The 24,425-nt window shown below is 50.7% G+C and carries 20 protein-coding genes; 7 read left to right on the forward strand and 13 right to left on the reverse strand.

Annotated features, from left to right (window positions below; all coding sequences use genetic code 11):
- Positions 1–6: 6 nt before the first annotated feature.
- The 6 genes from mglC to folE form a co-directional block, all read right to left on the reverse strand.
- Entirely contained in the window at positions 7–1,017 is a 1,011-nt protein-coding gene (gene mglC / locus KQJ18_RS08360) for a galactose/methyl galactoside ABC transporter permease MglC (protein ID WP_003027393.1), read from the reverse strand.
- A gap of 15 nt (positions 1,018–1,032) precedes the next feature.
- On the reverse strand, positions 1,033–2,553 hold the full coding sequence (gene mglA / locus KQJ18_RS08365) for a galactose/methyl galactoside ABC transporter ATP-binding protein MglA (protein WP_005129207.1): 1,521 nt from the start codon (positions 2,551–2,553) through the stop codon (positions 1,033–1,035).
- 70 nt (positions 2,554–2,623) lie between these two features.
- A complete protein-coding gene (gene mglB, locus KQJ18_RS08370; RefSeq protein ID WP_006683804.1) occupies positions 2,624–3,622 on the reverse strand; it encodes a galactose/glucose ABC transporter substrate-binding protein MglB in 999 nt (332 codons plus the stop codon).
- Between the two features lie 292 nt (positions 3,623–3,914).
- Positions 3,915–4,940, reverse strand: coding sequence for an HTH-type transcriptional regulator GalS (galS, locus tag KQJ18_RS08375; protein WP_038641992.1), 1,026 nt, complete (start codon positions 4,938–4,940; stop codon positions 3,915–3,917).
- 144 nt (positions 4,941–5,084) lie between these two features.
- Entirely contained in the window at positions 5,085–6,242 is a 1,158-nt protein-coding gene (gene yeiB, locus KQJ18_RS08380) for a DUF418 domain-containing protein YeiB (protein WP_137347649.1), read from the reverse strand.
- A gap of 14 nt (positions 6,243–6,256) precedes the next feature.
- Entirely contained in the window at positions 6,257–6,925 is a 669-nt protein-coding gene (gene folE / locus KQJ18_RS08385) for a GTP cyclohydrolase I FolE (protein ID WP_003027410.1), read from the reverse strand.
- 321 nt (positions 6,926–7,246) lie between these two features.
- On the opposite strand from folE, the gene fghA reads away from it, so the two are divergent.
- Positions 7,247–8,083: an S-formylglutathione hydrolase gene (gene fghA, locus KQJ18_RS08390; RefSeq protein WP_085047873.1), complete on the forward strand. Its 837-nt coding sequence runs from the start codon at positions 7,247–7,249 to the stop codon at positions 8,081–8,083.
- Positions 8,084–8,361: 278 nt separating this feature from the next.
- Positions 8,362–10,347, forward strand: coding sequence for a ligand-gated channel protein (locus KQJ18_RS08395; protein ID WP_216421816.1), 1,986 nt, complete (start codon positions 8,362–8,364; stop codon positions 10,345–10,347).
- An 860-nt stretch (positions 10,348–11,207) separates the two neighbouring features.
- Here KQJ18_RS08395 and lysP read toward each other — a convergent pair.
- Together lysP and yieE are read right to left on the reverse strand one after the other, a co-directional pair.
- Entirely contained in the window at positions 11,208–12,677 is a 1,470-nt protein-coding gene (lysP, locus tag KQJ18_RS08400; protein ID WP_038642000.1) for a lysine-specific permease, read from the reverse strand.
- Between the two features lie 195 nt (positions 12,678–12,872).
- Positions 12,873–13,754 carry a DNA-binding transcriptional regulator YeiE gene (gene yieE, locus KQJ18_RS08405; RefSeq protein ID WP_038642003.1) on the reverse strand — a complete coding sequence of 294 codons (882 nt, stop codon included), beginning with the start codon at positions 13,752–13,754 and terminating at the stop codon, positions 12,873–12,875.
- A 244-nt stretch (positions 13,755–13,998) separates the two neighbouring features.
- On the opposite strand from yieE, the gene KQJ18_RS08410 reads away from it, so the two are divergent.
- From KQJ18_RS08410 to KQJ18_RS08420, 3 genes are all read left to right on the forward strand, one after another.
- The gene (locus KQJ18_RS08410) at positions 13,999–15,048 is read left to right on the forward strand and encodes a YeiH family protein (protein WP_038642005.1); all 1,050 of its coding nucleotides are present in this window, start codon (positions 13,999–14,001) and stop codon (positions 15,046–15,048) included.
- Positions 15,049–15,120: 72 nt separating this feature from the next.
- Complete coding sequence (gene nfo / locus KQJ18_RS08415) at positions 15,121–15,978, forward strand: deoxyribonuclease IV (protein WP_038642007.1); 858 nt, start codon at positions 15,121–15,123, stop codon at positions 15,976–15,978.
- A 2-nt stretch (positions 15,979–15,980) separates the two neighbouring features.
- The gene (locus tag KQJ18_RS08420) at positions 15,981–17,069 is read left to right on the forward strand and encodes a sugar kinase (protein WP_069323444.1); all 1,089 of its coding nucleotides are present in this window, start codon (positions 15,981–15,983) and stop codon (positions 17,067–17,069) included.
- Positions 17,070–17,112: 43 nt separating this feature from the next.
- On the opposite strand, the gene KQJ18_RS08425 is transcribed toward KQJ18_RS08420, so the two are convergent.
- The 4 genes from KQJ18_RS08425 to hypT all read right to left on the reverse strand — a co-directional run bounded on the left by KQJ18_RS08425 (position 17,113) and on the right by hypT (position 21,539).
- Positions 17,113–18,363, reverse strand: coding sequence for a NupC/NupG family nucleoside CNT transporter (locus tag KQJ18_RS08425; protein WP_121529287.1), 1,251 nt, complete (start codon positions 18,361–18,363; stop codon positions 17,113–17,115).
- 96 nt (positions 18,364–18,459) lie between these two features.
- Positions 18,460–19,395 carry a pseudouridine-5'-phosphate glycosidase gene (locus KQJ18_RS08430; protein ID WP_038642013.1) on the reverse strand — a complete coding sequence of 312 codons (936 nt, stop codon included), beginning with the start codon at positions 19,393–19,395 and terminating at the stop codon, positions 18,460–18,462.
- Positions 19,383–20,324, reverse strand: a complete 942-nt coding sequence (locus KQJ18_RS08435) for a pseudouridine kinase (protein ID WP_038642015.1) — start codon at positions 20,322–20,324, stop codon at positions 19,383–19,385. Before KQJ18_RS08435 ends, KQJ18_RS08430 begins: the two co-directional genes overlap by 13 nt.
- 303 nt (positions 20,325–20,627) lie before the next feature.
- Entirely contained in the window at positions 20,628–21,539 is a 912-nt protein-coding gene (gene hypT, locus KQJ18_RS08440; RefSeq protein ID WP_216421817.1) for a hypochlorite stress DNA-binding transcriptional regulator HypT, read from the reverse strand.
- Positions 21,540–21,892: 353 nt separating this feature from the next.
- On the opposite strand from hypT, the gene KQJ18_RS08445 reads away from it, so the two are divergent.
- Complete coding sequence (locus tag KQJ18_RS08445) at positions 21,893–22,612, forward strand: amino acid racemase (RefSeq protein WP_204527464.1); 720 nt, start codon at positions 21,893–21,895, stop codon at positions 22,610–22,612.
- A 73-nt stretch (positions 22,613–22,685) separates the two neighbouring features.
- Positions 22,686–23,984 (forward strand): anaerobic C4-dicarboxylate transporter, encoded by a 1,299-nt coding sequence (locus KQJ18_RS08450; protein WP_085047868.1) that lies wholly within the window; start codon positions 22,686–22,688, stop codon positions 23,982–23,984.
- 64 nt (positions 23,985–24,048) lie between these two features.
- Here the strand turns inward: KQJ18_RS08450 and KQJ18_RS08455 are convergent, their stop codons facing one another.
- Positions 24,049–24,285, reverse strand: coding sequence for a YgdI/YgdR family lipoprotein (locus KQJ18_RS08455; protein ID WP_038642021.1), 237 nt, complete (start codon positions 24,283–24,285; stop codon positions 24,049–24,051).
- Between the last annotated feature and the right edge of the window lie 140 nt (positions 24,286–24,425).

Below are 24,425 nucleotides of genomic sequence, written 5' to 3' on the forward strand. Positions count from 1 at the left end.
TTATCGTTACTTCTTACGCGCGTACTTCAGGGAGTCCAGCGCCACCGCGAAGATGATGATGCCGCCCTTAATAATGTACTGCCAGTATGGGTTAACGCCGATGTAAGTCAGCCCGTAGTTGATGACGGTAAAGATAATCACACCGGTCACCACGCCGAAGACGGTCCCTACCCCACCGCTAAACGAGACGCCGCCAACCACGCACGCCGCAATCGCATCCAGCTCATACATAAAACCGAGGTTGTTGGTCGCCGAGCCGATACGTCCTGCTTCCAGCAAACCACCGAAGGCATAGAACACACCAGACAACGCATAGATAATCAGCAGGTTCAGCGCGACGTTCACGCCAGACACTTTCGCCGCCTCTGGGTTACCGCCGATAGCAAAAATGTTTTTACCGAAGCGGGTCTTGTTCCACAGCACCCAAACAAAGGCCACGGCAATCAGCGCATAGAAGGTGATATAAGAGAGTCGGAAGCTGCCCAGCGCGATAAAGCCCTGCGCAAAGGTAGAGAATCCGCTGTCAAAGCCAGAAATTGGCGATGCGCCGACAAAATCATAGTACAGGGAGTTGATCCCGTAGACGATGATCATCGTACCCAAGGTGGTAATAAACGGCGTCACGTTCAGATACGCGATGATGATACCGTTCACCAGACCGATAATCGCGCCGATGACGCAAACAATCAGTACCACCACGATAATCGGCATCGTCGCCATTTCCGGGAATACCTTGTTGGCGTTCTCCATCGATTGCAATAAGGTTGCCGCCACCACTGCCGCCAGACCAACCTGACGCCCTGCCGACAGGTCTGTCCCTTGCGTCACAATCAGTCCGGCAACACCCAATGCGATAATAATACGCACTGAGGATTGCGTCAGAATATTACTCAGGTTGAGTAAACTTAAGAAAGTGGGATCCTGGAAAATAATAATTGCCAGCAAAACCAAAAGAACAACGTATATTCCGCCTTCTTTCAGATAAGTAAGAAAACTTTTCTTATTTAACGCACTCATGAGGAGCCCCTAATCTTAAAGGTGCAAAGACGCAAGACGGAGGATTTCGTTTTGCGTTGTCGTTTTAGTGTCAACAATTCCGGCAACGAGACCATTGCTCATCACCAGAATACGATCGGTAATACCCAGCAGCTCCGGCATTTCAGAGGAAATAATAATAATCCCCTTATCTTTTTTCGCGAGTTCGGCTATCAACTGATAAATTTCAAATTTTGCGCCGACATCGATACCACGTGTAGGTTCATCCAGCATCAGGATTTCTGGCTGCGTTAATAGCCAGCGGCCAATAACCACCTTTTGCTGATTCCCCCCGGAAAGTGAACCAATTTGTGTACGATGGCCCGGCGTTTTCACCCTCATAGAGTCAATCACCCACTGGGTATCGCTCTTCATGCGGGAATTATCCAGCAGACCGACTTTATTTTTATAGTTTTGGATATTGGAGATTAACGAGTTAAAACCAATGTCCAGATACGCATAAATACCGGTCGAGCGGCGCTCTTCCGTGACCAGTGCAAAGCCATGGTTGATGGCTTCATTGGCGCTGTGGTTATTAATTTTTTTGCCGTGTAACGTAATCGTACCCGATGATTTCTCACGAATACCAAAAAGCGTTTCAACGATATCAGTGCGTTTTGCGCCTACCAGACCGGCAATCCCGAGGATTTCCCCTTTGTGCAAATCAAACGAGACATCACGAATCGACGGCTGACGCAGCGAGGTCAGGTTACGCACTTGCAGAATCACTTCACCAGGTTTGTTTTCTTTATCAGGAAAACGTTGGTTCAGCGAACGTCCAACCATCATGGCGATGATCTTGTCCATATCCAGCCCTTCCAGCGGCTGGGTTGCGATCCACTGCCCGTCGCGCAGCACGGTAATTTCATCACATAGTTGGAAAATTTCTTCCATTTTGTGAGAAATATAAACAATACCGCATCCACGCTCTTTCAGCTTACGAATGATGGTGAACAGATGATTAACTTCTTTCTCGGTTAACGATGACGTCGGCTCATCCATGATGACGATTTTGGCATCGTAGGAGAAGGCTTTCGCAATTTCGATCATCTGCATTTGTGAAACGGATAATGTACCGACGCGCGCCCGCGGATCGATATCAATATCCAGCTCATCAAATATCGCTTTGGTATCACGGTACATTTTTTCCTGATCGACAAACATACCTTTGGTGGGATAGCGCCCCAACCACATGTTGTCCATCACGGAACGTTGTAATACCAGGTTTAATTCCTGGTGGACCATCGAAATACCATTTTCAAGCGCTTCTTTCGCCGAATGAAAATCGATTTCTTTACCCTGAAATAAAATACTACCGGAATCTTTTTGATAGATGCCGAAAAGACATTTCAATAATGTGGATTTCCCCGCGCCGTTCTCGCCCATTAAGGCGTGAATTGAATGCGGGCGGACCTTTAAATTAACGTTATCAAGAGCCTTAACGCCGGGGAAAGACTTGTTAATGCCGGTCATTTCCAACAAGTATTCGCCTGACGACTGAGTATGTGTGCTGACCATAAATATACCTTGTTGGCCTTGCAAAGCGCGTTATTAAGGGCGCAATGACATTGCGCCCATAGACGGAGATTTATTTATTAGTGAACTCAGCCAGATTATCTTTATCGACACCGACGTACGGAACGCGAACAATTTTGTTGTCAATTTTCCAGTTAGTGCCGTCTGCTGCGCCTTTGCCATCAGCCAGGTTTTTCGCCAAATCGAAGGTCGCTTTCGCCTGGTTGTTGGCATCGTTCAGCACGGTACCGGCCATGGCGCCGGATTTCACCAGGGCCAGCGCTTCAGGCAGCGCATCCACGCCAAATACCGGTACGCTGGTTTTGTTGTGCGCTTTCAGCGCTTCAACTGCGCCCATCGCCATCGCATCGTTGTTGGCGATAACCACTTCAATTTTGTTAGCGTTCGGACCGGACATCCACGCATCCATCTTATCTTTCGCCTGAGCGGTATCCCACATCGCGGTATCTAACTGCAGTTGCTCAGTTTTAATGCCCTTGTCGTTCAGCTCTTTGATCACGTAAGTGGTACGTGCTTCAGCATCCGGGTGTCCCGGTTCGCCTTTCAGCAGAACAAACTGGATTTTACCGTCTTTATTCAGATCCCAGTTCGGGTTAGCAGCCCAGTGTTTAGCAATCAAGTCACCCTGAATAATGCCAGACTCTTTAGAGTCAGTACCGACGTAATACGCTTTGTCATAGCTGTCCAGCGCTTTACGAGAAGGTTCTTTGTTGAAGAACACGATCGGGACGTTCTGACCGCGTGCTTTTTCAATTACCGTGCCTGCAGCTGCCGGGTCAACCAGGTTAATCGCCAGTGCTTTAACGCCTTTTGCCAGCAATACGTCGATCTGGTCGTTTTGTTTGGACTGATCGTTCTGCGAGTCATTCATCAGCAACTGTACGTCAGGCGCCGCTTTGGCATCTTTTTCAATAGCCTTACGTACCACAGACATAAAGTTATCGTCGTACTTATAAATCGTCACACCAATGCGGGTATCAGCAGCGTGCGCAGCCGCGCCGAATAACATGCTTGCCATTACAGCAGACAGGGTCAACACCTTCTTATTCATGGTATCTCCGGTTTTATTATGCAGGGTAGTACTTGAGATAAATGCTCGGCAGGCAGAACGTTACTGAAGTGTTACTGAACGCCGAAGCTCACTTTTAAAAATAATTCTTCCGTGCCTGGCAACGCTCCAAAAACTGGCTTTAATTTTTGTTTAAGGCACCAATACCTCGATGAAAGTGATTATTCACCGTTACATAGTAGTTACAGCGCAACAAACAGTGTCATCATAGCTATCGCATTGTTAATATACTGTGAATTTACTCACATATTGAAAGCGGTTACATAGTTCGACTTTATGAGTTAGTGATCGGTGCCGCATTCTGCCGCAATGCCACAGAATGACGACGCACCAGTGTCGGCATAAAGCAATGCGACGCCGCAGGATCTAACGTGCCCGCCGCGCCTTGCAGCGCAAGCTCCGTCGCCATTTTTGCCATTGAGGCGATGGGATAGCGTACGGTTGTCAGTTGCGGATCGGTGTAACGCGCAATGGGAATATCATCAAAGCCAATGATAGAAAGATGTAATGGGATGGCGATGCCGTTGTCTTTTAACGCGGTCAGTGCGCCCGCTGCCATGTTGTCGTTGTAGGCGAAGACCGCCGTCAGTTGCAAATTGCGCCCCAGCAGCTCCACCATGGCAGACTCTCCTCCCTGCATATCGGGCGAACCGGTACCGATCCAGCTTTCCGCCGCATCAATTCCTTGTTCTTTCAGGGCCGATAACCACCCTTCTTTGCGCATCGCATCATCTTCAATACGGTGGCTTGATGCCAGGTAACCAATGCGTTGATGACCATTATTCAGCAGCATGCGGGTCGCCATTTTGGCGCCGCTGATATTATCCAGGCAGACGCAACGGTGGGCGTAACCCGGAACAAGGCGATTGATCAGCACCATGCCAGGGATCTGATCCATAAACTCTGCCAGTTCCCGATCGCTGAGCGCTTTAGAGTGAACAATCAGAGCGTTACAGCGTTGGCGAATCAAAACCTCAATAGCATGACGTTCTTTTTCAGCCTCATGATAGCTATTGCCAATCAGGACATATTTCTGATGCTGCTGGGCAACCATATCGACAGCTTTAACCAGCGCGCCAAAAAATGCATCTGACACATCCATCACCACCACACCAATGGTGTCACTTACCTGTGTCGCCAGCGCCTGCGCATTGGCGTTAGGTCGATAGCCTAACTGAGTGACTGCTTTCATCACCGCTTCACGCGTGTCGGGACTCACCAGCGCACTGTTGTTCAGTACGCGGGAAACGGTCGCTACAGATACGCCAGACTGTCGTGCCACATCACGGATGGTTACCATATTCACTGCCCTGTTTTAGATTGCGGTTAGCCACAGACACCCCAGGCTGGGTATTTTGTCAGCACAATGAAACGGACTGCGTGAGTGATGTCACAGGAATGAAAGCGCTTACATCCATTTTGTTAATGAATGTGATCCAGATCGTTATCTGGATGTACGTGGTAATGATGTCCCTGAAGCACGCAGGGTTAATTGACGCCACAGCCACTCTACCGGGCCCTGCCGGTAAAAACGCAGCCAAATGACGGAGAACAGAAGATTAACGGCCCAGACAGGAATGACGAAACAGAGCAGCTCCAGCCGATCGAATTTCATAAACAAGCCGAATTGATAAAACAGCGTGGTGCAAATTAAGGTTTGCAACAGATAGTTAGTTAACGCCATACGTCCCACGCAGGCGATGGCAATCACCCACTTTAAGCGGCTCAACTGCGGCCAGAAGCCAAACATCAGGGCGGCGTAGCCGATAGTCTGCAACGGCGCGCCCAGCTCGCGCGGAGCTTGTAACAGGAAAGCACACCAGCGGTAGACCCACTCCAAATGCCACTGAATGATAATAGCAGGCAGGTTAATCGCCATGCCAATAATGACCAACAGTACGCCGGTACGTCGATAATGCTGCAAACTGTACTGCCCTTTCAGCCAGCCGCTGCGCATTAATGCTGCGCCAAGCAGCATCATCCCAGCCAGTTGCCAGCCGTACTGCGCGCCCAGTGCCAGCAAGCTATTGGACATCATATCCACGCGATTGCTGACCGCTTCCAGACCGCCATTCACTTTCCAGTATTTTTCATACAGCAAAGCTGAGGCATCCGGCGTCCACGCCCGACTGGTTTCCCCGCCGGAGATAACGCCCAGCAGCAGCAGTACGCCAATACCCACCAGATAAAGCAGGACGCCGGTGTTAAACAGGCTTTTTACCGAAGGGGCATCGCGAATCAACCGCCAGCAAATCAGACCAATTAAGCCATAAGCCAACAGGATATCGCCGTCCCAGAAGAGTAAACCGTGAATAAAACCCAACAGCACCAGTAGCGTAAGCCGCGACTGGATCCAGCGTTTGCCGCGCGGGAGCAGCATTTGCAGCCCTGCCCCAAACAGCAATGCAAACAGCGTGAGAAACTTGACCTGTGCGAAGAGATCAAGCACCGCCCAGCTCCAGGCGTCGGATAAGGTGATATTGCCATACCAGGCGGGATTGAGATATGCCGCCTTTGGCAGGCCAAAGGCGTTAATATTGAGAAGCAGGATGCCAAGAATGGCGACGCCACGAATAAAATCCAGCGTGACATTACGCTCCATGGCCCCTGCCCTAATCAGTTGTGATGACGTACTGCGCGCAGGAATTCCTGACGCGTGTTCTGGCTGGACTTAAACAATCCGCCCAGAGAAGTGGTGGTGGTCGCGCTGGTCGCATCGCGAATACCGCGCGCTTTCACGCAGTAATGCACCGCATCAATCGACACCGCAACATTATTCGTCCCAAGCAGCGTTTGCAGCGCGGTGAGAATTTGCTGGGTCAGACGTTCCTGCACCTGCGGACGCTGCGCAAAGAACTGCACAATGCGGTTGATCTTCGACAGGCCAATGACTGAATCTTTCGGGATATACGCCACCGTCGCTTTACCATCGATAGTGACAAAGTGATGCTCGCAGGTGCTGGTCAGCGTGATATCGCGGACCGTAACCATCTCGTCCACCTTCATTTTGTTTTCAATGACGGTGATTTTCGGGAAGTTGGCGTAATCGAGACCGGAGAAAATCTCATCGACATACATTTTCGCAATGCGATGCGGAGTTTCCATCAAACTGTCATCGCTCAAATCGAGATTGAGCAATTGCATAATCTCGGTCATATGGCCTGAGATAAGACGTTTGCGCGTTTCGTTATCCATCTCCTGCACGGGCGGGCGCAGTGGTGTTTCGAGACCACGCGCGACCAGCGCTTCATGAACCAAAGCCGCTTCTTTACTGAGTGATGACATTTCTTTTTCTCCTGCAGGTGTGGCGCCTCTGCCCTGCATGGGGCAAAGTTTTTAGGCTGTGTCACAGCCAGAACATTGTGCGTGAGGCGGCGCACATAATCCAGTATTCACCGCGATAATTATTGAAATTGGCACAGCCTTTCAGCGTATCAAATTCACGTAGCGTTCAGCCCGGCGATGTTGAGTGTTAATGTAAAGTTATATAGATGATGAAGTATGTTTGCCCAATGCGGAAGTGAAAGTTACTCACAGTGCAATGAATAATCTGTATTATGATGAATTCGCAAACATATTCAGGTTCAACACAACAAGGAGCCACGCATGGAAATGCTTGAAGAGCACCGCTGTTTTGAAGGCTGGCAGCAACGCTGGCGTCACGACTCCGCCACGTTAAATTGCGCTATGACTTTCAGCATCTTTCTTCCCCCGCCTCGTGAGAATACCCCGCCTCCGGTGCTGTACTGGTTGTCGGGCCTGACCTGCAATGACGAAAACTTCACCACCAAAGCGGGTGCGCAACGTGTGGCGGCTGAGCTGGGTATTGTGCTGGTGATGCCGGATACCAGTCCACGCGGCGATCAAGTAGCCAACGATGATGGCTACGATTTAGGTCAGGGGGCTGGGTTTTACCTCAATGCCACCCAGCAGCCGTGGGCAAGCCATTTTCGCATGTATGACTATCTGCGTGATGAGCTTCCGGCACTGATCCAATCGCAGTTTAACGTCAGCGATCGTTGCGCCATCAGCGGACATTCCATGGGTGGTCACGGGGCGTTGATTATGGCGCTGAAAAATCCGGGGAAATACACCAGCATCTCCGCTTTTGCCCCCATCGTTAACCCTTGCCGCGTTCCGTGGGGCGAGAAGGCTTTTAGCGCTTATCTGGGTGAAGATAAATCGCTGTGGGCCGAATGGGATAGCTGCGCGTTAATGTTGGCCAGCAGGCCCGAAGATGCGATTCCGACGCTTATCGATCAAGGGGACAACGATCAGTTTCTTGCCGATCAGTTGCAGCCCGCGGTACTGGCCGAAACGGCACGTCAGACCGCATGGCCGATGACGTTACGCATCCAGCCGGGTTACGATCACAGCTATTACTTTATTGCGTCGTTTATTGAGGATCACCTGCGCTTCCATGCGCAATATTTACTGAAGTAACGCCTGAGTGAGGGCGAAAGCCCTCTTCATTTCGCCATCATCCCTTCACTTTTTCTCCATTTTTCTTTTTCACTTATCTTATTGATTTAATAATAATTTCCCCTCAAATCATGTCAAACACAAATGATTTCGATTATCATTTGTGTTTACAAAAATTCATACTTTTGTACAATCCATTCGCTTCTTTACTGAAAAGAGTCCTTAAAAGACAAATACATACAATTGTCATGGCCTTTCACATGACGCGCAGTTTGATTCATTTAAATGGAATGATACAAATGACTATACCTCACGTTAAGGCTGTAGCTGCCGCAGTATGCGTCGCCAGTCTCCCATCACTCGGCCATGCCGCTGAACAGGACACCGTCGTCGTCACCGCTACCGGCTTCGAGCAGAAAATTCAGGACGCCCCCGCGTCGATATCTGTTATTACCAAGCAGCAAATTGAAGACAAAGCCTATCGCGATGTCACCGATGCGCTAAAAGATGTCCCTGGCGTCGTCGTCACCGGTGGCGGCAGCAGCAGCGATATCAGTATTCGCGGTATGGCTTCGCAATACACGTTGTTCCTGGTCAACGGCAAACGCATCAGCACACGCAGCACACGACCTAACAGCGATAACTCAGGTATTGAACAAGGCTGGTTACCGCCGCTGGAATCCATCGAGCGTATCGAAGTTATCCGTGGACCAATGTCATCGCTTTACGGCTCTGATGCGATGGGGGGCGTTATCAACGTCATCACCAAAAAAGTGTCGAATACCAAAGCCTGGACCGGCTCCTTACATGGCGATGCCACTTTCCAGGAAGACAGGGATTCCGGTGATATTTACCAGACGAATGCCTATGCGTCCGGGCCGCTGATTGACGGGTTACTCGGTGCGAAGGTGACCGGATTATTCTCTCATCGTGCCGAAGATGAAATCCTCAATGGCTACAATGAACAGCGTATGCGTAACGGGGGTTTAACCCTCAACTTCACGCCGGATGATAAAAACGACATCGACTTCGATTACGCACGTGAACTGCAGGATCGTGACAGTACGCCGGGCAAATCCAGGGCTGAAGAAATCTGCCGCAACGGAAGCTGTAAGCCCAACAGTAAAAGCGAAAGCAAGTATGTGCACACCACATATTCACTCACCCATAGCGGCTATTACGACGACTTCAGCTCCACCAGCTATATCCAGCAGGAAGAGACCGACAACCCTGGTCGCCAGATGAAGTCCTACAACACCATCTTTAACAATCAGAACCAGATTTTCCTCGGGGCGCACACCCTGACAGTGGGTGGACAGTACCGTTATGAGAAACTGCGCGATAACGGCAATCAGTTGCAAGCTGCCGATGGGCTGAACAAACTGACCCGCTGGAGCTGGGCGCTGTTTGCTGAAGATGAATGGGCTATTACCGATACCTTCGCGCTGACCGGCGGTCTGCGTATGGATAAAGATGAAAACTACGGCGACAACTGGACACCACGCGGTTACGGCGTCTGGCATCTGAGCGATCAATGGACCTTGAAAGGTGGCGTATCTGCGGGCTATCGCGCACCGGATCTGCGTCAGTCTTCTGCCAGTTGGGGGCAGGTCACCGGCGGCGGTCGTCTGAACGGGATCATTGTCGGCAACCCGGATCTGAAGCCAGAGAAAAGCCTGAGCGAAGAGATCGGGTTATTGTGGGATAACGGCAACGACCTCAACGCGGGCGTGACGCTGTTCAATACCGACTTCAAAAACAAAATTACCGAAGTGCGTCGCTGTAACAGCAGTTCCGACCCGGCCTGCACCATTGGTGGCACCCATTATGATTTCGTCAGCGATCGTGTGAACGTCGATAAAGCCAATATGCGCGGCGTAGAATCCACCTTCGGCTGGAAAATCACCTCCGACGTCAACTGGACGGCGAACTACACCTATACGGAATCTGAGCAGAAAAGCGGTCAGTTCTCCGGTCAGCCATTAAACAAAATGCCGAAGCATATGTTTAACACCACGCTGGACTGGCAGGCAACGCAGGATCTCGGTTTCTGGAGCCGTCTGAATCTGCGCGGGAAAACGTCGGAGTACCTGAGCCGTACCTCCATGGCACAGGGTACGCCATCGTATACGCAGGTCGATGTTGGTTTACGCTACTATGCTACCAAGGATCTGCTGATGACCGCCGGCGTGTATAACGTGCTGGATAAGCAAATCGATTATGACACCTACGACACCGTTCTCGATGGCCGTCGTTACACGGTTGGCCTGACTTACAGCTTCTAAGTTTGGCGCAATAAAAAAACCCCGGCAAGGTGAATGCCTAATGCCTGTTAGTTAAGCATGTATGGAGAACATTTTATTCCGCTACGGGGTTCCGTTCACCTCAGCGGTATCACTTCTCTGAATCACAGATACCCGTGAACGTGCAAGGGAGGCTCACCGCCGCCTCCCTTGCATCCCAGGCTCCCGGCGGGAAAATCGTCGCTGCGCGATTCATTCGTCTTATGCCGTCTGCCTGTCGGGTCGGGGCCGAGCCTGCGTCCCTGCAGGCCATCCCCTCTGCCCGCATCCCTGCGGGCAGACCCGGTCAGCCGTCAACGACTCATCGATTTTCAGCCGGACCGGAGTCATCGCTTCAACGCTCTGACTTCCAGTTAAATCTGTTTTGCTGTTCAGACCAAAAAACGCAGATGGTGAAGTGTGGGCTGGTCCGGCTGAAAATTGCCGACGTGTTTCCGTAAGGCCGGGAGAGCCAGCATGGATGCTGGCTCAGGGCGCGCTTTGCAAGGACGCTACCTCGCGCCCGGCCCGGTAGCCTGAAGGAATAAGCGGAGGGTATTGCGCAGCAACAATTTTCCTGCCGGGAGCCGGGATTGTTAAGGGTGCGGCGATAGCACCCTTAACACGTTCACTGGCGTTCAGTGTACAGAGAAGCGATGAACATGAGGTGAACGGAACCCTTTCTCAGAGAGAGCATGTTCATTATCCCGCCAACACATGTTGATGCTTTCTGAAACTGAGATGTTAACTGAACATGGTGAGTGGCGGGGGGGTTATTGTCTGCCGGATGGCAGCATGGAGGGCTTACCCGACCTACACTATCTTACGTAGGTCGGATTAGCACGGTGCCATCAGGTACAAGATTACTTCTTCACGCGTCCAGGGAATTTCATTTCACTGTAGCGAACGAAATGAGTCCCTTTCGTCAGCTTGTAACCAAACCAGATAATCAGGAACAGTGGAATACCGATATAGGTTGCCATCACGCCGCCCCAGTCAATACTGTCCTTCAGGAACGCTTCGTAGTTCTGACCCAGAGTGATGATCAGGCACAGCACAAAGGCAAAGATCGGCCCCAGCGGGAAGAAGCCAGAACGATACGGCAGATCCTGCACATCATGCCCCTGCAGCACATAACCACGACGGAAACGATAATGGCTGATAGCAATCCCTAACCAGGCGATAAAGCCCGTCATCCCGGAAGTATTCAGCAGCCACAGGTATACGGTCTGGTTGCCAAACATTGAGGTCAGGAAGCACAGCCCCGCCACCACCGTAGTTGCATATAGTGCGTTACGCGGCACACCACCACGAGACAGTTTGGCGAAGATACGCGGCGCTTTACCGTCGCAGGCCAGGGTGTAAAGCATACGCGTTGAGGCATACATCCCGGAGTTACCCGCTGACAGTACCGCCGTCAGGATAACCGCGTTCATTACCGCCGCCGCAGACAGCAGACCCGCATGCTGGAATACCAGCGTGAACGGGCTAACGCTGATGTCTTTCACATCGTTACGCAGCAGGCTTGGATCGGTGTACGGAATGATCAGGCTAATAATCAAAATCGCGAACACATAGAACAGCAGGATTCGCCAGAACACCTGACGCACCGCGCGTGGAATATTCTTCTCAGGATCTTCCGATTCACCTGCCGCGATACCAATAAGCTCAGTTCCCTGGAAGGAGAAGCCGACAATCATCGCCACGCCAATCATAGCGGCAAAACCACCGGCAAACGGCGCATCACCGGTCGTCCAGTTGCTCCAGCCCACCGGCTGAGCGCCTTTGAAGATACCGAAGATCATCATTACGCCAACCACGATAAAGATAATCACGGTGGTCACTTTGATCAGTGAGAACCAGTACTCCGCTTCGCCAAACCCGCGCACGGAAATGTAGTTCAGCAGGAAGATAACGCCGAGGAACAGCGCACTCCAGATCCAGCCTGGCGTGTCCGGGAACCACCAGCTCATTACCAACTGTGCGGCTACCAGGTCAACGGCAATTGTCACCGCCCAGTTGTACCAGTAGTTCCAGCCCAGCGCGAAGCCGAAGCCTTCTTCTACATAGTTCTGACCGTAGGTGGAGAACGAACCGGAAACTGGCATGAAGGCTGCCAGTTCACCGAGACTGGTCATCAGGAAGTACACCATCAGACCAATCAGAATATACGAGAACAACGCGCCGCCAGGACCCGCCGCAGAAATAGTTGCACCAGATGCAACAAAAAGACCTGTACCGATGGAGCCTCCGATGGCAATCATCGTCAGGTGACGCGCCTTCAGTTCACGACGTAGCGTGGGCGCTTCTGTGGTTTTAGTTTCGGAAACCATGTGAAAATGCTATCCATCCAAAAAATGAGGCGCGATTGTAGCAGACGAAAGGGCTTTCTTCCGGCACAAATGCGCTGTTATAAGAGACCTTCATGACTGGCCGCGGATTATAAGTAAAGCAGAAAATGGGCGGAGCATGGCGGTTAAGACGAAACCGCCGTTATACATAGAGGTGATATTACGCCAGTGAGTGCCTTATTCGCCCTGCGCAACCTGATCGCTGTAATGTAAAAAGCGCGTAATGGCATTAGAGAGATGCTTTTGTCGATGATGAACGCGCCAGAGCGTGCGAACTAAACGCGGCAGCGGCACAGGGACTTCACTCAGCGTACCCGCCTGTAACTGTTCTGCAATGACCCGACGCGACAAACAGCTGATACCGAGCCCATGGCGGACCGCATGCTTAATGGCCTCGGAGTTACCCAACTCCATCGCCATCTGAAATCTCGGCAGATGCGATAACAACAGATAATCTACCAGTTCACGCGTACCGGAGCCTCGCTCACGTAAAATCCACGGCGAAGCAGCCAGTTGATTCAGCGTCACGGGACCTTTTGTCAGCGGCGAAGACGGGGCGGCAAACACCACCAGTTCGTCCTCCAGCCATGGTTCAGAGATAATTTCTGTGCTGTGACAAGGTCCTTCGATCAGCCCAATATCTACCCGAAAATCCAGAACAGCGTTGATCACATCCTGGCTGTTACCCACGCTTAGCTCCAGCGGTAAATCGGGAAAATCCTGGCGATAGCGGGCGATCATGGCGGGCAAAATGTAATTGCCAATGGTGCTGCTGGCATAGACGCGAATCGCGCCATTATCCTCACGAAAAAGCTGTTCGATTTCTATCGTTTGCTCAAGTAACGCCAGCGCGCGCGGGTAGAGCAAGCGCCCGTGCTCATTGACCACCAGCCGCTTGCCAACGCGGTCGAAGAGCTGTACGCCAAGCTGCCCTTCCAGATCGGTAAGCGCCGCACTCACCGCCGACTGCGACAATGCAAGCATGACAGATGCCTGAGTCGTCGAGCCGCTTTTCAGTACCTCAGCAAACACTTCAAGTTGTCGCAGGGTGATATGCATAGTCGTTTTCCACCGGATATCCGTTACTTATACCCTAAATAATTCGAGTTGCAGGAAGGCGGCAAGAGAGAGCATCCCCGGGAGCGTACTTAAGTACGTGACTGGGGTGAACGAGCGCAGCCAACGCGCATGCAACTTGAAGTATGACGGGTATACCACTTATATAGATTAATTATAAATATATAATCAATTTTATTTTTAAACCACATCGCCGTACTCTTTTACCCAGATAAAGGAGAAGGATATGACAGAACTCACCTTACAGACTCATCGTCGTACAGCGTGGCATTTTATTCCGGGGCTTGCCCTGAGTGCAGTTATCACTGGGGCTGCCTTATGGGGGGGATCCATTCCCGCCGTCGCAGGTGCCGGGTTTAGCGCCCTCACCTTAGCCATCTTGTTTGGGATGGTTATCGGCAACACCGTGTATCCACAAATCTGGAAAAGCTGCGATGGCGGCGTACTGTTTGCTAAACAACATTTATTACGCCTGGGGATAATCCTCTACGGTTTCCGCCTTACCTTCGCGCAAATTGCTGACGTCGGCGTCAGCGGTATCGTAATCGACATATTAACGCTCAGCAGCACCTTCATGATTGCCTGTTTCCTTGGGCAGAAAGTGTTTGGTCTGGACCGTCACACCAGTTGGCTGATTGGCGCGGGCAGCAGCATCTGTGGCGCCGCCGCGGTACTGGCAACAGAGCCTGTCGTTAAAGCCGAAGCCAGTAAGGTGACGGTCGCCGTCGCCACGGTGGTTATCTTCGGTACTATCGCTATCTTCCTGTATCCGGCGATGTATCCGCTGTTAGCGCACTGGTTTACTCCCGAGACTTACGGGATTTACATTGGCTCCACCATGCATGAAGTTGCGCAGGTTGTTGCCGCCGGACACGCCATTAACCCGGATGCTGAAAACGCCGCGGTTATTGCCAAAATGCTGCGCGTCATGATGCTGGCGCCGTTCCTCATCCTGCTGGCCGCACGAGTAAAACAACTGTCTCCGGCAACCGGTGGTGAGAAGAGCAAAATCACCATTCCATGGTTTGCCATCATGTTCATTGTGGTGGCGATTTTTAACTCTTTCCACCTGCTGCCGCAGTCGGTAGTGAGTATGCTGGTGACGCTGGATACCGTGCTGCTGGCAATGGCGATGGCCGCACTGGGGCTAACCACTCACGTGAGCGCCCTGAAAAAAGCTGGTGCTAAACCTTTGCTGATGGCGCTACTGCTGTTTGTCTGGCTGATTGTAGGCGGTGGTGCGATTAACTTCGCTATCCACGCGCTAATGGCATAAACGATCACGACTAACGTTAGTTGACCCGCTATACTCTTCCTTTTTTGAATTTGAGTATGGCGGGTTTAATTCATGAAATACATCGGAGCGCACGTAAGCGCCGCTGGCGGTCTGGCTAACGCCGCTATTCGGGCCGCAGAAATCGAAGCTACCGCATTCGCCCTGTTCACCAAAAATCAGCGTCAGTGGCGCGCCGCGGCGTTGACCACTGAAATCATTGATGATTTCAAATCCGCTTGCGAGAAGTATCACTATACTTCCGCTCAGATCCTGCCTCACGACAGCTACCTGATTAATCTCGGCCACCCGGTCAGCGATGCGCTGGAAAAATCACGCGATGCATTTATCGATGAAATGCAGCGCTGTGAACTGCTCGGTTTATCGCTGCTCAACTTTCATCCAGGCAGCCATTTGATGCAGATCCCGGAAGATGAATGTCTGGCGCGCATTGCTGAATCTATCAACATCGCCCTCGCTCAGACCCAAGGGGTTACGGCAGTTATCGAAAATACCGCCGGACAGGGCAGCAATCTCGGATTTAAGTTTGAGCACCTTGCCGCCATTATTGATGGTGTTGAAGATAAATCCCGTGTTGGCGTCTGTATTGATACCTGCCACGCTTTCGCTGCCGGTTACGATTTGCGTTCTGTCGAGGAATGCGAAAAGACGTTTGCGGAATTTGAACGTATTGTCGGTTTCAGCTATCTACGCGGTATGCACCTGAACGACGCCAAGAGCACGTTTGGCAGTCGCGTCGACCGCCACCACAGCTTAGGTGAAGGGAATATTGGCCACGACGCTTTTCGCTGGATCATGCAGGACAGTCGTTTTGATGGCATTCCGCTGGTGCTGGAAACGATTAATCCGGATATCTGGGCAGAAGAGATTGCCTGGCTGAAAGCCCAGCAAACAGAACAAGCGGTGGCGTAATCATGAACGACAGGGAAAAGCAGATCCTTAAGATCCTGCGTCGCAATCCGTTGATTCAGCAGAATGAAATCGCCGATATTCTGCAAATCAGCCGTTCACGCGTCGCTGCGCATATTATGGATTTGATGCGTAAAGGCATGATCAAAGGTAAAGGTTATATCCTTACCGAACAGGATTATTGCGTGGTTGTCGGAGCAATCAACATGGATATTCGTGGTGTTGCAGACATCCATTATCCTCAGGCTGCCTCTAATCCTGGCAGCATTCACTGCTCGGCAGGCGGCGTAGGACGCAACATCGCCCACAACCTGGCGCTGCTGGGCCGTGACGTTCACTTAATTTCCGCTGTTGGCAGTGATTTCTATGGGGAAACATTGCTGGAACAAACGCGTCAGGCCGGTGTTAACGTTGCAAGTTGCATACGCCTGCATGGGCATAACACCTCAACCTACCTGTCGATCGCTAATCAGCAGGAAGAAACCGTACTGGCAATTAACGATACCCATATCCTGCAGCAATTAACGCCGCAGTTGCTGAACGGATCGCGAGATTTGATCCGCCATTCCGGTGTCGTACTGGCAGATTGCAATCTGACCGCCGAAGCCATTGAGTGGGTCTTTACTATTGCTGATGATATTCCGGTATTCATTGACACCGTTTCAGAGTTCAAAGCGGCAAAAATGAAGACATGGTTTACGCGTATTCATACGCTAAAACCAACGCAGAAAGAGCTGGCGATTTTGTGGGGCCAACCTATCCATTCAGATGCCGATCGCGTACTGGCCGTCAATAGTCTGCATCAGCAAGGGGTAAAACGGATCTTTGTCTGTCTGGAAGATGAATCTGTTTTTTGCAGCGAAAAGGACGGAGAACAATTTTTACTGACGCCTCCCAATCATACGATCGTAGACAGTTTTGGCGCCGATGACGCTTTTATGGCCGGATTGCTGTACAGCTTTCTGGAAGGTAGCGAGTTCCGTGAAAGCGCTCACTTTGCCATGGCCTGCGCGGCATTATCGCGAGCCAGCGTCAGCATTAACAACCCAACCCTTTCGGCAGATAACGCCTTATATTTGCTGCAAACAGCTTAAATGTAATGCCGGATAGCGCCACGCTTATCCGGCATTATTCTCACTATGCTATACCGATAAAGAAACCCGCTATGGTGGCGCTCATCAGGTTTGACAGCGTTGCTGCTGCCAGCGCGCGCATTCCAAGCTGCGCGATTTCCGGGGCTCGCTGTGGCGCTATCGCCGAAAATGCGCCGACAACAACGCCAATCGAACCAAAGTTAGCGAACCCGCACAGCGCAAACGAGATAATCGCAATGGTCTTCACATCCAGTGTCCCGCCGGTTTGCAGATACGGCGAGAAGTTGAGATAGGCGACAAACTCGTTGATTGCCAGCTTCTGTCCAATCAGGCTACCTGCCAGCGTCGCCTCGCTCCAGTCAACGCCCATAATCCACGCCAGCGGGGCTAACACATAGCCGAAGATCCCTTCCAGGGTGGCATGACCAAAACCAAACCAACCACCAATTCCGCCGATAATGCCGTTAATCAGCGCAATAATGGCGACAAATGCCATTACTACCGTTGCCACGCCTGCGGCAATTTTCAGCCCGGTCATCGCCCCACTCGCCGCTGCTTCGATGATGCTTTTCGGCGGCGTTTCGGTAAATGACAGGTTCTCAAAGGTGACGCGAGATTCTTCAGTTGCCGGACTCAGCATACGCGCGAATAAAATACCACCAGGGATTGCCATCAACGATGCCGCCAGCAGATAGTCAATCGGAACGCCCATTCCAGCGTAACCAATCATCATTGAGCCAGCAATCGAGGCCATCCCGCTACAGATAGCGGTAAATAGCTCATTGCGATTCAGCCGGTCAATAAACGGTTTCACGATTGCCGGGATCTCGTTTTGCCCGAGGAAAATCGTGGTTACTGCGACAAATGACTCGATCTTACTGATGTTCAACGCTTTCTGGAAAATACCGCCAAGGATGCGGATCAACAGCCCCATCACGCCAATGTAGTAGAGTAGACTGATCAGCGCGGTCACAAAAATGATGGCCGGGAGCACCCGAAAGGCGAAGATAAACCCGGCTCCGTCGAACAGCACATCCATTTTTGGCCCGACCAGGGAGCCAAAGATAAATGCACTACCCGCGTCACTGTATGACATCACCTTGTGGACACCGAGCGCGGCCTGTTCAACCAGCCATTTCCCCGGCGGGAAATAGAGCATAATGCCGCCGATTGCAATTTGCAGCACCAGTGCTGCCCCGACCGTACGCAGACTAATACGCTTTTTATTTACTGACAGCAGAAACGCGATAGTCAGTAATACCACCATACCCACAACACTTCTCATTATATCCATAATGAAATTCCCTTCATGCCAGGAAACCCGGCGTTACCGCCAGGTTTTGGTAGGTTTGCTAGCCGCGGGCGACCGCATTCTGCCCGGAAAATTTGGTCAGGCGAGGCGTTGATACTCCTTCGCAATTTCACAAGCCAGTACCGCGTTGTTGAACACCAACTGAATATTTGATTTCAGGCTGTCACCGCCGGTCAGCTCCGCAACGCGCGCCAGCAGGAACGGCGTACTCTCTTTGCCCACAACCCCCTGCTCTTCCGCTTCTTTTACCGCCCGATCGATTGCCGCATTAATTTTCTCTTCAGCCATCGCAAACTGCTCCGGGATTGGGTTTGCAACAACCAGACCGCCGTCGAGACCTGTCTGCCATTTCACCGCCATGGCACGGGCAATCTCTTTTGCGCTGTCCAGACGGATACTGACCTCAAACGGACTGGTTCGGCAGAAAAATGCCGGCAACGCGTTGGTCTGATATCCAATTAACGGCACGCCAAAGGTTTCTAAATATTCGGTCGTTAAACCGAGATCAAGAATAGATTTCGCCCCGGCACAAATTACCGTGACATTGGTATGCGCCAGTTCTTGCAGATCTGCGGAAATATCAAAGGTATGTTCAGCACCACGGTGAACACCACCAATCCCGCCCGTCGCAAATACTTTAATTCCAGCCAGGGAGGCAATAATCATGGTTGAGGCAACTGTCGTCGCACCATTTTTCCCTGCAGCAACCACAAATGGTAAATCACGACGACTGACTTTAGTAACGCTATGCCCCTCTCTTCCAAGCAACTCAATTTCATCTTTGCTTAAACCAACTTTCATTACCCCGCCAATAATGGCAATGGTCGCAGGAACTGCCCCGTGCTTACGAATAGTTTCTTCTACTTCAATAGCAGTCTGGGCATTCTGCGGAAATGGCATACCATGAGAAATAATGGTTGACTCGAGGGCAACAATCGGTTTTTTACTGTTTAATGCTTCCTGTACTTCTGGAGATATTTGTAATAATTCAGAGGAAAGAGTTAATTCAGACATTCTGTGTTCTCCACGATTGAGATAACATTCGCAACAGACAAATCAGGGTTATTGGTATATTCACAGGCTAATGCCATTGATGAACAACCCTGCGCAAATCGAACCGAATCAATAAAGGGCATGCCGTCTACCCAGCAGGAAGCCAGTCCCGCCATCATCGCATCGCCAGCCCCGGTAACATTAATGACGTGAGTTTTAATCGGCAGCGACCAACCGCAATCCCCCGCAATATCACTGTAATAAACTCCGTCACCGCCCATGCTGAGCACCAGGCGATTTAAGCCGCGATCGTGAAACCAGGCGGCCACTTTGCCAACATCATCACGCCCGGAAAGCGCAATACCGCTCAGCGTTTCGGCTTCAAGCCGGTTAGGTTTGAGGGTGTGAATTTGTCCAAGCCGCTCGCGAACTTTGACGCATTTCCATGCCGATACCGGGTCGACAAACACCGGAACATCTCCGGCATTATCCAGCACCCATGCAAGGGCGTCTTCGCTGATATTGCAATCGGCGACGATAACTTTCGCCTGCCGAATAAAATCATGCTGCTGCGATAAAAAACCCGGTGAAATATGTTCGGTAATGCTCATATCATTAATGGCAACCAGCATTTCACCGGTGTTATCAAGCAGAGATAAATAACTCGATGTATTCTCTCCCGGAACGATAAGACACTTATCAACATGTACTCCGGATAGATTAGTTTGCGCCAATAACGATTGACCATAAAAATCATTACCAACCGCAGTCAGTAACCACGAATTTTTACCCAGTAGCGCGAGATTATGTGCAATGTTGCGTCCAACTCCGCCAGGGGTGAATTTTATCTTTCCTGGATTCGAATCCGCATAATTTAGAGAAGCATGCGAATACCCAGCAACATCCATATTGGCTGAGCCAATAGTTACTATGTATTCCTTTTCACGCATAGCACGTCCCCTGGCAATTATCTTGCCACAAATGAGTTCGTTAAGAATAACCACCGCCACACACAAAATTATTAGAGCACATGTTCAGTATCGAACATGTGTTTATAGTAAGCATGTTTTTGACAAAGTAAATCTATCTGCAAGAACCAAAGTCAATAGATATGAACAGAATCACAATTTTTTATAGATACAGTTTGTAAGGGAGAGAGAAAATGAGAGGTAGTACACAAATTAAGCAGGCTAAAAAGTATAACTCCGGTATAACCGGAAATTTTTCAGATGCGCCAGGCGAGCTGGCGCGTCTCAGGTAAGCGATACCAGGTCCTCTGGCATATGGTTGTACAAAATACGCCAGAAATGTTCAGCCGTTTTATTCAATCGGGTATCCATCCGGTAAATATAGGCCTGAATAGGTACCATCAGTTCAGGTGTCTCCAGGCGCACCAGACGCTTATCGTGCAGCTCGTTGACGATCGACCACGCTGGTAGCCAGGCGATCCCATGCCCATCCAGCGCCATGTTTTTCAACAACTCACTCATCGAAGACATAAACAACGTTCGTGCTGAAATGCCGCCAACTTCCGCTAACTGACGGTTTACCAATCTTCCCATGTAGGATGTGCTGGTATAGTTCAGAATCGGCGCCTGCGGCTGATAGATATCAAACAACGCGTTCCCCTGTCCATCGGTAGCACAGACAGGATAGAGCTCTGACTCAAAAACCTTCAAGCCACAGAAAGGCGACTGCATTAAATCCTCATCACGAAACGAGATAATAAAATCACTTTTCCCCTCGCGCAGGGTATTCACCGCTTGCACCACATCAATCGCCTCGACGTGCCAGACAAATTCTTCCCCCCAGGCCGCCATTGAATGCACTAACCGGGGCAACATGGTCAGCGACAAAGAATGCGCTGCCGCGATTTTTATGTTGGGGACCCCAAGCAGATTGTGACCACTGAGTTCGTCCAGATTACATTCCAGCTGTTGTAGCAGGCTACGCGTTTGCGAATGGAATAACTTGCCCTCCTCCGTCAATTGCAGCGGCGTCGTCGTGCGATCAAACAGCTGCACCCCCACGGCTGATTCGAGCGCTTTGATCCTCCGGCTAAATGCCGGCTGAGATATATTGCGCTCCTCCGCAGCCTGGGAAAAATGACGGCATGCCTCCAGCGTCAGGAAATCATATAACCATTTTGTCTCAATATTTTTCATGCCTGTCACGCGGATGTTTAAATATGTTGATGAGCCTAACAACATCATGCCTGAAGAATTCCAGAGATGGTATTGACGATTAGCCCATAATGATTCGTTTTTTGCATCAAGCCTTCGTTTTGGACATTAACATGTCAGCGTCACCATCCAGCCGCAACCCTACTCTGCTTGCAGATCTTCAGGATCCGCACCCTATCCTGACCTCATAGAACGGCGAAAAAAACTACAGTCATGCGGTTTTTGCATTAAGCAAAACATTATTGCATTTCTCGTCGCGACGCTCTGCTGTTAAACATTAGGGCAAGATAAAACACAGACTGAATATTATTTAATGGTTAAACGAGGTATATATCGTGAAAGGTTTAATTGGCGTGCTTGGTGGTATGGGACCTGCTGCAACCGTCGATCTATTTAATAAATTCGTCACATTTACTGCAGCGCAACGCGATCAGGAACATATTCCATTAATTATTTCATCCATTCCTGATATACCTGACCGTACTGACGCATTAATGCGTCATGGTAATTCCCCGCTTCCGGCCATGCGTGATTATATGCATAAACTCGAAGATGCTGGCGCGGAGTGTATTGTGATCCCGTGTAATACCGCCCACTTTTGGTTTAAAGAGTTAAAAGAATCCTGTCATACGGAGTTGCTGAGTATTGTGGAGACAACCCTGAATGAGGTTAGAAACTGCGGAAAATCGCGCATCGGACTGCTGGCTACCAATGCCACGTTGTACATGGGTCTCTACCAAAAGGGGATAGAGTCTCTTGGGTTAACCTGCGTCAGTCCTGATTCTTCCAGCCAGGAAAAAGTCATGGAAAGTATTTATTGCCTGAAAGCAGGAGATGTTAAGCAAGCACAAATATTAATGAATGAACAGGCTGAAGCACTTTTTGCACGCGGCGCGGAAGTCATCGTTCTGGGATGTACTGAAGTCCCCGTTATCCTTGCTGAAGCCGTCAAGAAATCACCAGCAAAATATATTGATTCAACCGGTTCATTGGTTCGTGCCGGAATTAAGTGGTATGAAAAACGCGTTGGAAAAAGCCACCTTCTGGCGCAATAAAAAAACCACAATTTAATCATCACATTTAATAAAAGCCATTCTTATAGCGAATTATTATCTGGCGGAGGCCATTATGCTTTGGTTGGAAATTATCGTAGTATTAGGCGCAATATTTTTCGGCATCCGCCTCGGCGGAATTGGTATCGGTTTATGCGGTGGGCTGGGGTTGGCTATTTTAACCCTGGGATTTGGTCTGAAAATTGGCTCGCCGCCTGTGGACGTCATTCTTATTATTATGACGGTGGTTGTGGCGGCATCAGCGCTACAGGCAGCCGGAGGCATGGATTATCTGGTACGCATTGCCGGTAATTTTATGCGTCGTAATCCTAAATATATCAATGTTATTGCACCGATTATCACCTGGTCGATGACCATAATGGCGGGAACAGGTTTCATTGTCTTTTCCACCCTGCCGGTGATTGCCGAAGTTGCGAAAGAGTCAGGCATCCGCCCTTCTCGTACGCTCGCAGGCTCCGTAGTGGCATCTCAGGTTGCAATATCCGGCTCGCCGATCAGCGCCGCAATGGCCGCGATGCTGACCATCATGGAAGGCAACGGTATCAGCTTTATCCAGGTTATGGCGGTATGTCTGCCCGCCTCGTTTGTTGCCGCGATGGTTGGGGCATTCATCGCCTCGCGCCAGGGATGTGAACTCCAGGACGATGAGGTCTATCTGGAACGCCTGCAGAAAGGGCTGGTGCGCAAATACGAAGGGCAAAACAGTACCACACCGGGTGCAAAACTTTCCGTCGCCCTGTTTATGCTGGCCACGGTGCTCATCGTTATTCTTGCCGCATTCCCGCAGCTACGCCCTGGATTTGATGTTGGCAGCCCAATGAATACGCGGGATATCATTATCATCTGCATGCTGGCTGCCGCTTGCCTGATGGTGGTGCTGTGCAAAACATCTACAGATGCCATTGTCCTGACGTCAACTTTTCGCGCCGGGATGAGTTCGCTGGCAGTCATTCTCGGCATTGTTACGCTGGGAACCACATTCATTGACGCGCACTTAGCGGAGATTAAGGACATCGCGGGGAATATTCTGCAGGCCTACCCGATGCTGCTGGCTCTGGTATTGTTTGGCACCTGCGCGCTGCTCTATTCGCAGGGGGCCACCACGCCGTTGATTATCCCGCTTGCCGTCGCGCTTGGCGTTCCTACCTGGGCAATTCTGGCTTCCTATGTGGCTGTGACCGGCGTGTTTGTTCTCCCAACGTACCCGACTTCACTGGCGGCGATGGAGTTCGACACCACCGGGACAACGCGCGTAGGTAAGTATGTCTTAAACCATCCGTTTATGTTGCCGGGACTGGGTGGGATCATCGCGGGCGTTGCCTTTGGCTTTATCATCGCCCCAATGATTGCCTGAGCCGTCTTATTCAGGGGCGCGAAAAATTTCGCCCCTGAATGATTCTCTATTCACTTGAACCGGCTCACCACATCAATACCGTCTTACCTTTATCTATTTGCTTCACATCGCTGCTTTTAATCACGCGGTGATAACCATAGGCGTCAGCATATTTTGTCAGTCCTGTCCCGGGGTCTTGCTCAGGCTTGCCTTGCGTCTCTATTGTTGCACCTGACGTTGTTGTCATCACCCAGGTGGTTGAACATCCCGTCAGTAGCAACGTCGCGAGTGACAGAGCAGCAAAAATGGGCGCTTTTTTCATATTCGATTTCCGTGACCAGTTTGATTTAAAGGCACTTTATCGAATTTGCTTAAGGCAGGATGGATTATTGTGGCGATGCTGCAACGGTAAGGGCTAAGGCATAAAAAAGGGCAGAGATTTCTCTGCCCTGGATTTCAGCG

It is taken from the genome of Citrobacter sp. S55_ASV_140, from assembly GCF_018919505.1.
GTDB lineage: Bacteria > Pseudomonadota > Gammaproteobacteria > Enterobacterales > Enterobacteriaceae > Citrobacter > Citrobacter werkmanii.

What these genes read in the sequence shown, in the direction of transcription:
- mglC (WP_003027393.1), bottom strand. Translation starts at nt 1,017, where the DNA reads ATGAGTGCGTTAAATAAGAAAAGTTTTCTTACTTATCTGAAAGAAGGC.
- KQJ18_RS08425 (WP_121529287.1), bottom strand. Translation starts at nt 18,363, where the DNA reads ATGGATATAATGAGAAGTGTTGTGGGTATGGTGGTATTACTGACTATC.
- KQJ18_RS08420 (WP_069323444.1), top strand. Translation starts at nt 15,981, where the DNA reads ATGAACGACAGGGAAAAGCAGATCCTTAAGATCCTGCGTCGCAATCCG.
- KQJ18_RS08450 (WP_085047868.1), top strand. Translation starts at nt 22,686, where the DNA reads ATGCTTTGGTTGGAAATTATCGTAGTATTAGGCGCAATATTTTTCGGC.
- KQJ18_RS08410 (WP_038642005.1), top strand. Translation starts at nt 13,999, where the DNA reads ATGACAGAACTCACCTTACAGACTCATCGTCGTACAGCGTGGCATTTT.
- nfo (WP_038642007.1), top strand. Translation starts at nt 15,121, where the DNA reads ATGAAATACATCGGAGCGCACGTAAGCGCCGCTGGCGGTCTGGCTAAC.
- galS (WP_038641992.1), bottom strand. Translation starts at nt 4,940, where the DNA reads ATGGTAACCATCCGTGATGTGGCACGACAGTCTGGCGTATCTGTAGCG.
- KQJ18_RS08395 (WP_216421816.1), top strand. Translation starts at nt 8,362, where the DNA reads ATGACTATACCTCACGTTAAGGCTGTAGCTGCCGCAGTATGCGTCGCC.
- KQJ18_RS08455 (WP_038642021.1), bottom strand. Translation starts at nt 24,285, where the DNA reads ATGAAAAAAGCGCCCATTTTTGCTGCTCTGTCACTCGCGACGTTGCTA.
- yeiB (WP_137347649.1), bottom strand. Translation starts at nt 6,242, where the DNA reads ATGGAGCGTAATGTCACGCTGGATTTTATTCGTGGCGTCGCCATTCTT.
- fghA (WP_085047873.1), top strand. Translation starts at nt 7,247, where the DNA reads ATGGAAATGCTTGAAGAGCACCGCTGTTTTGAAGGCTGGCAGCAACGC.
- lysP (WP_038642000.1), bottom strand. Translation starts at nt 12,677, where the DNA reads ATGGTTTCCGAAACTAAAACCACAGAAGCGCCCACGCTACGTCGTGAA.
- KQJ18_RS08430 (WP_038642013.1), bottom strand. Translation starts at nt 19,395, where the DNA reads ATGTCTGAATTAACTCTTTCCTCTGAATTATTACAAATATCTCCAGAA.
- mglB (WP_006683804.1), bottom strand. Translation starts at nt 3,622, where the DNA reads ATGAATAAGAAGGTGTTGACCCTGTCTGCTGTAATGGCAAGCATGTTA.
- mglA (WP_005129207.1), bottom strand. Translation starts at nt 2,553, where the DNA reads ATGGTCAGCACACATACTCAGTCGTCAGGCGAATACTTGTTGGAAATG.
- folE (WP_003027410.1), bottom strand. Translation starts at nt 6,925, where the DNA reads ATGTCATCACTCAGTAAAGAAGCGGCTTTGGTTCATGAAGCGCTGGTC.
- KQJ18_RS08435 (WP_038642015.1), bottom strand. Translation starts at nt 20,324, where the DNA reads ATGCGTGAAAAGGAATACATAGTAACTATTGGCTCAGCCAATATGGAT.
- yieE (WP_038642003.1), bottom strand. Translation starts at nt 13,754, where the DNA reads ATGCATATCACCCTGCGACAACTTGAAGTGTTTGCTGAGGTACTGAAA.
- hypT (WP_216421817.1), bottom strand. Translation starts at nt 21,539, where the DNA reads ATGAAAAATATTGAGACAAAATGGTTATATGATTTCCTGACGCTGGAG.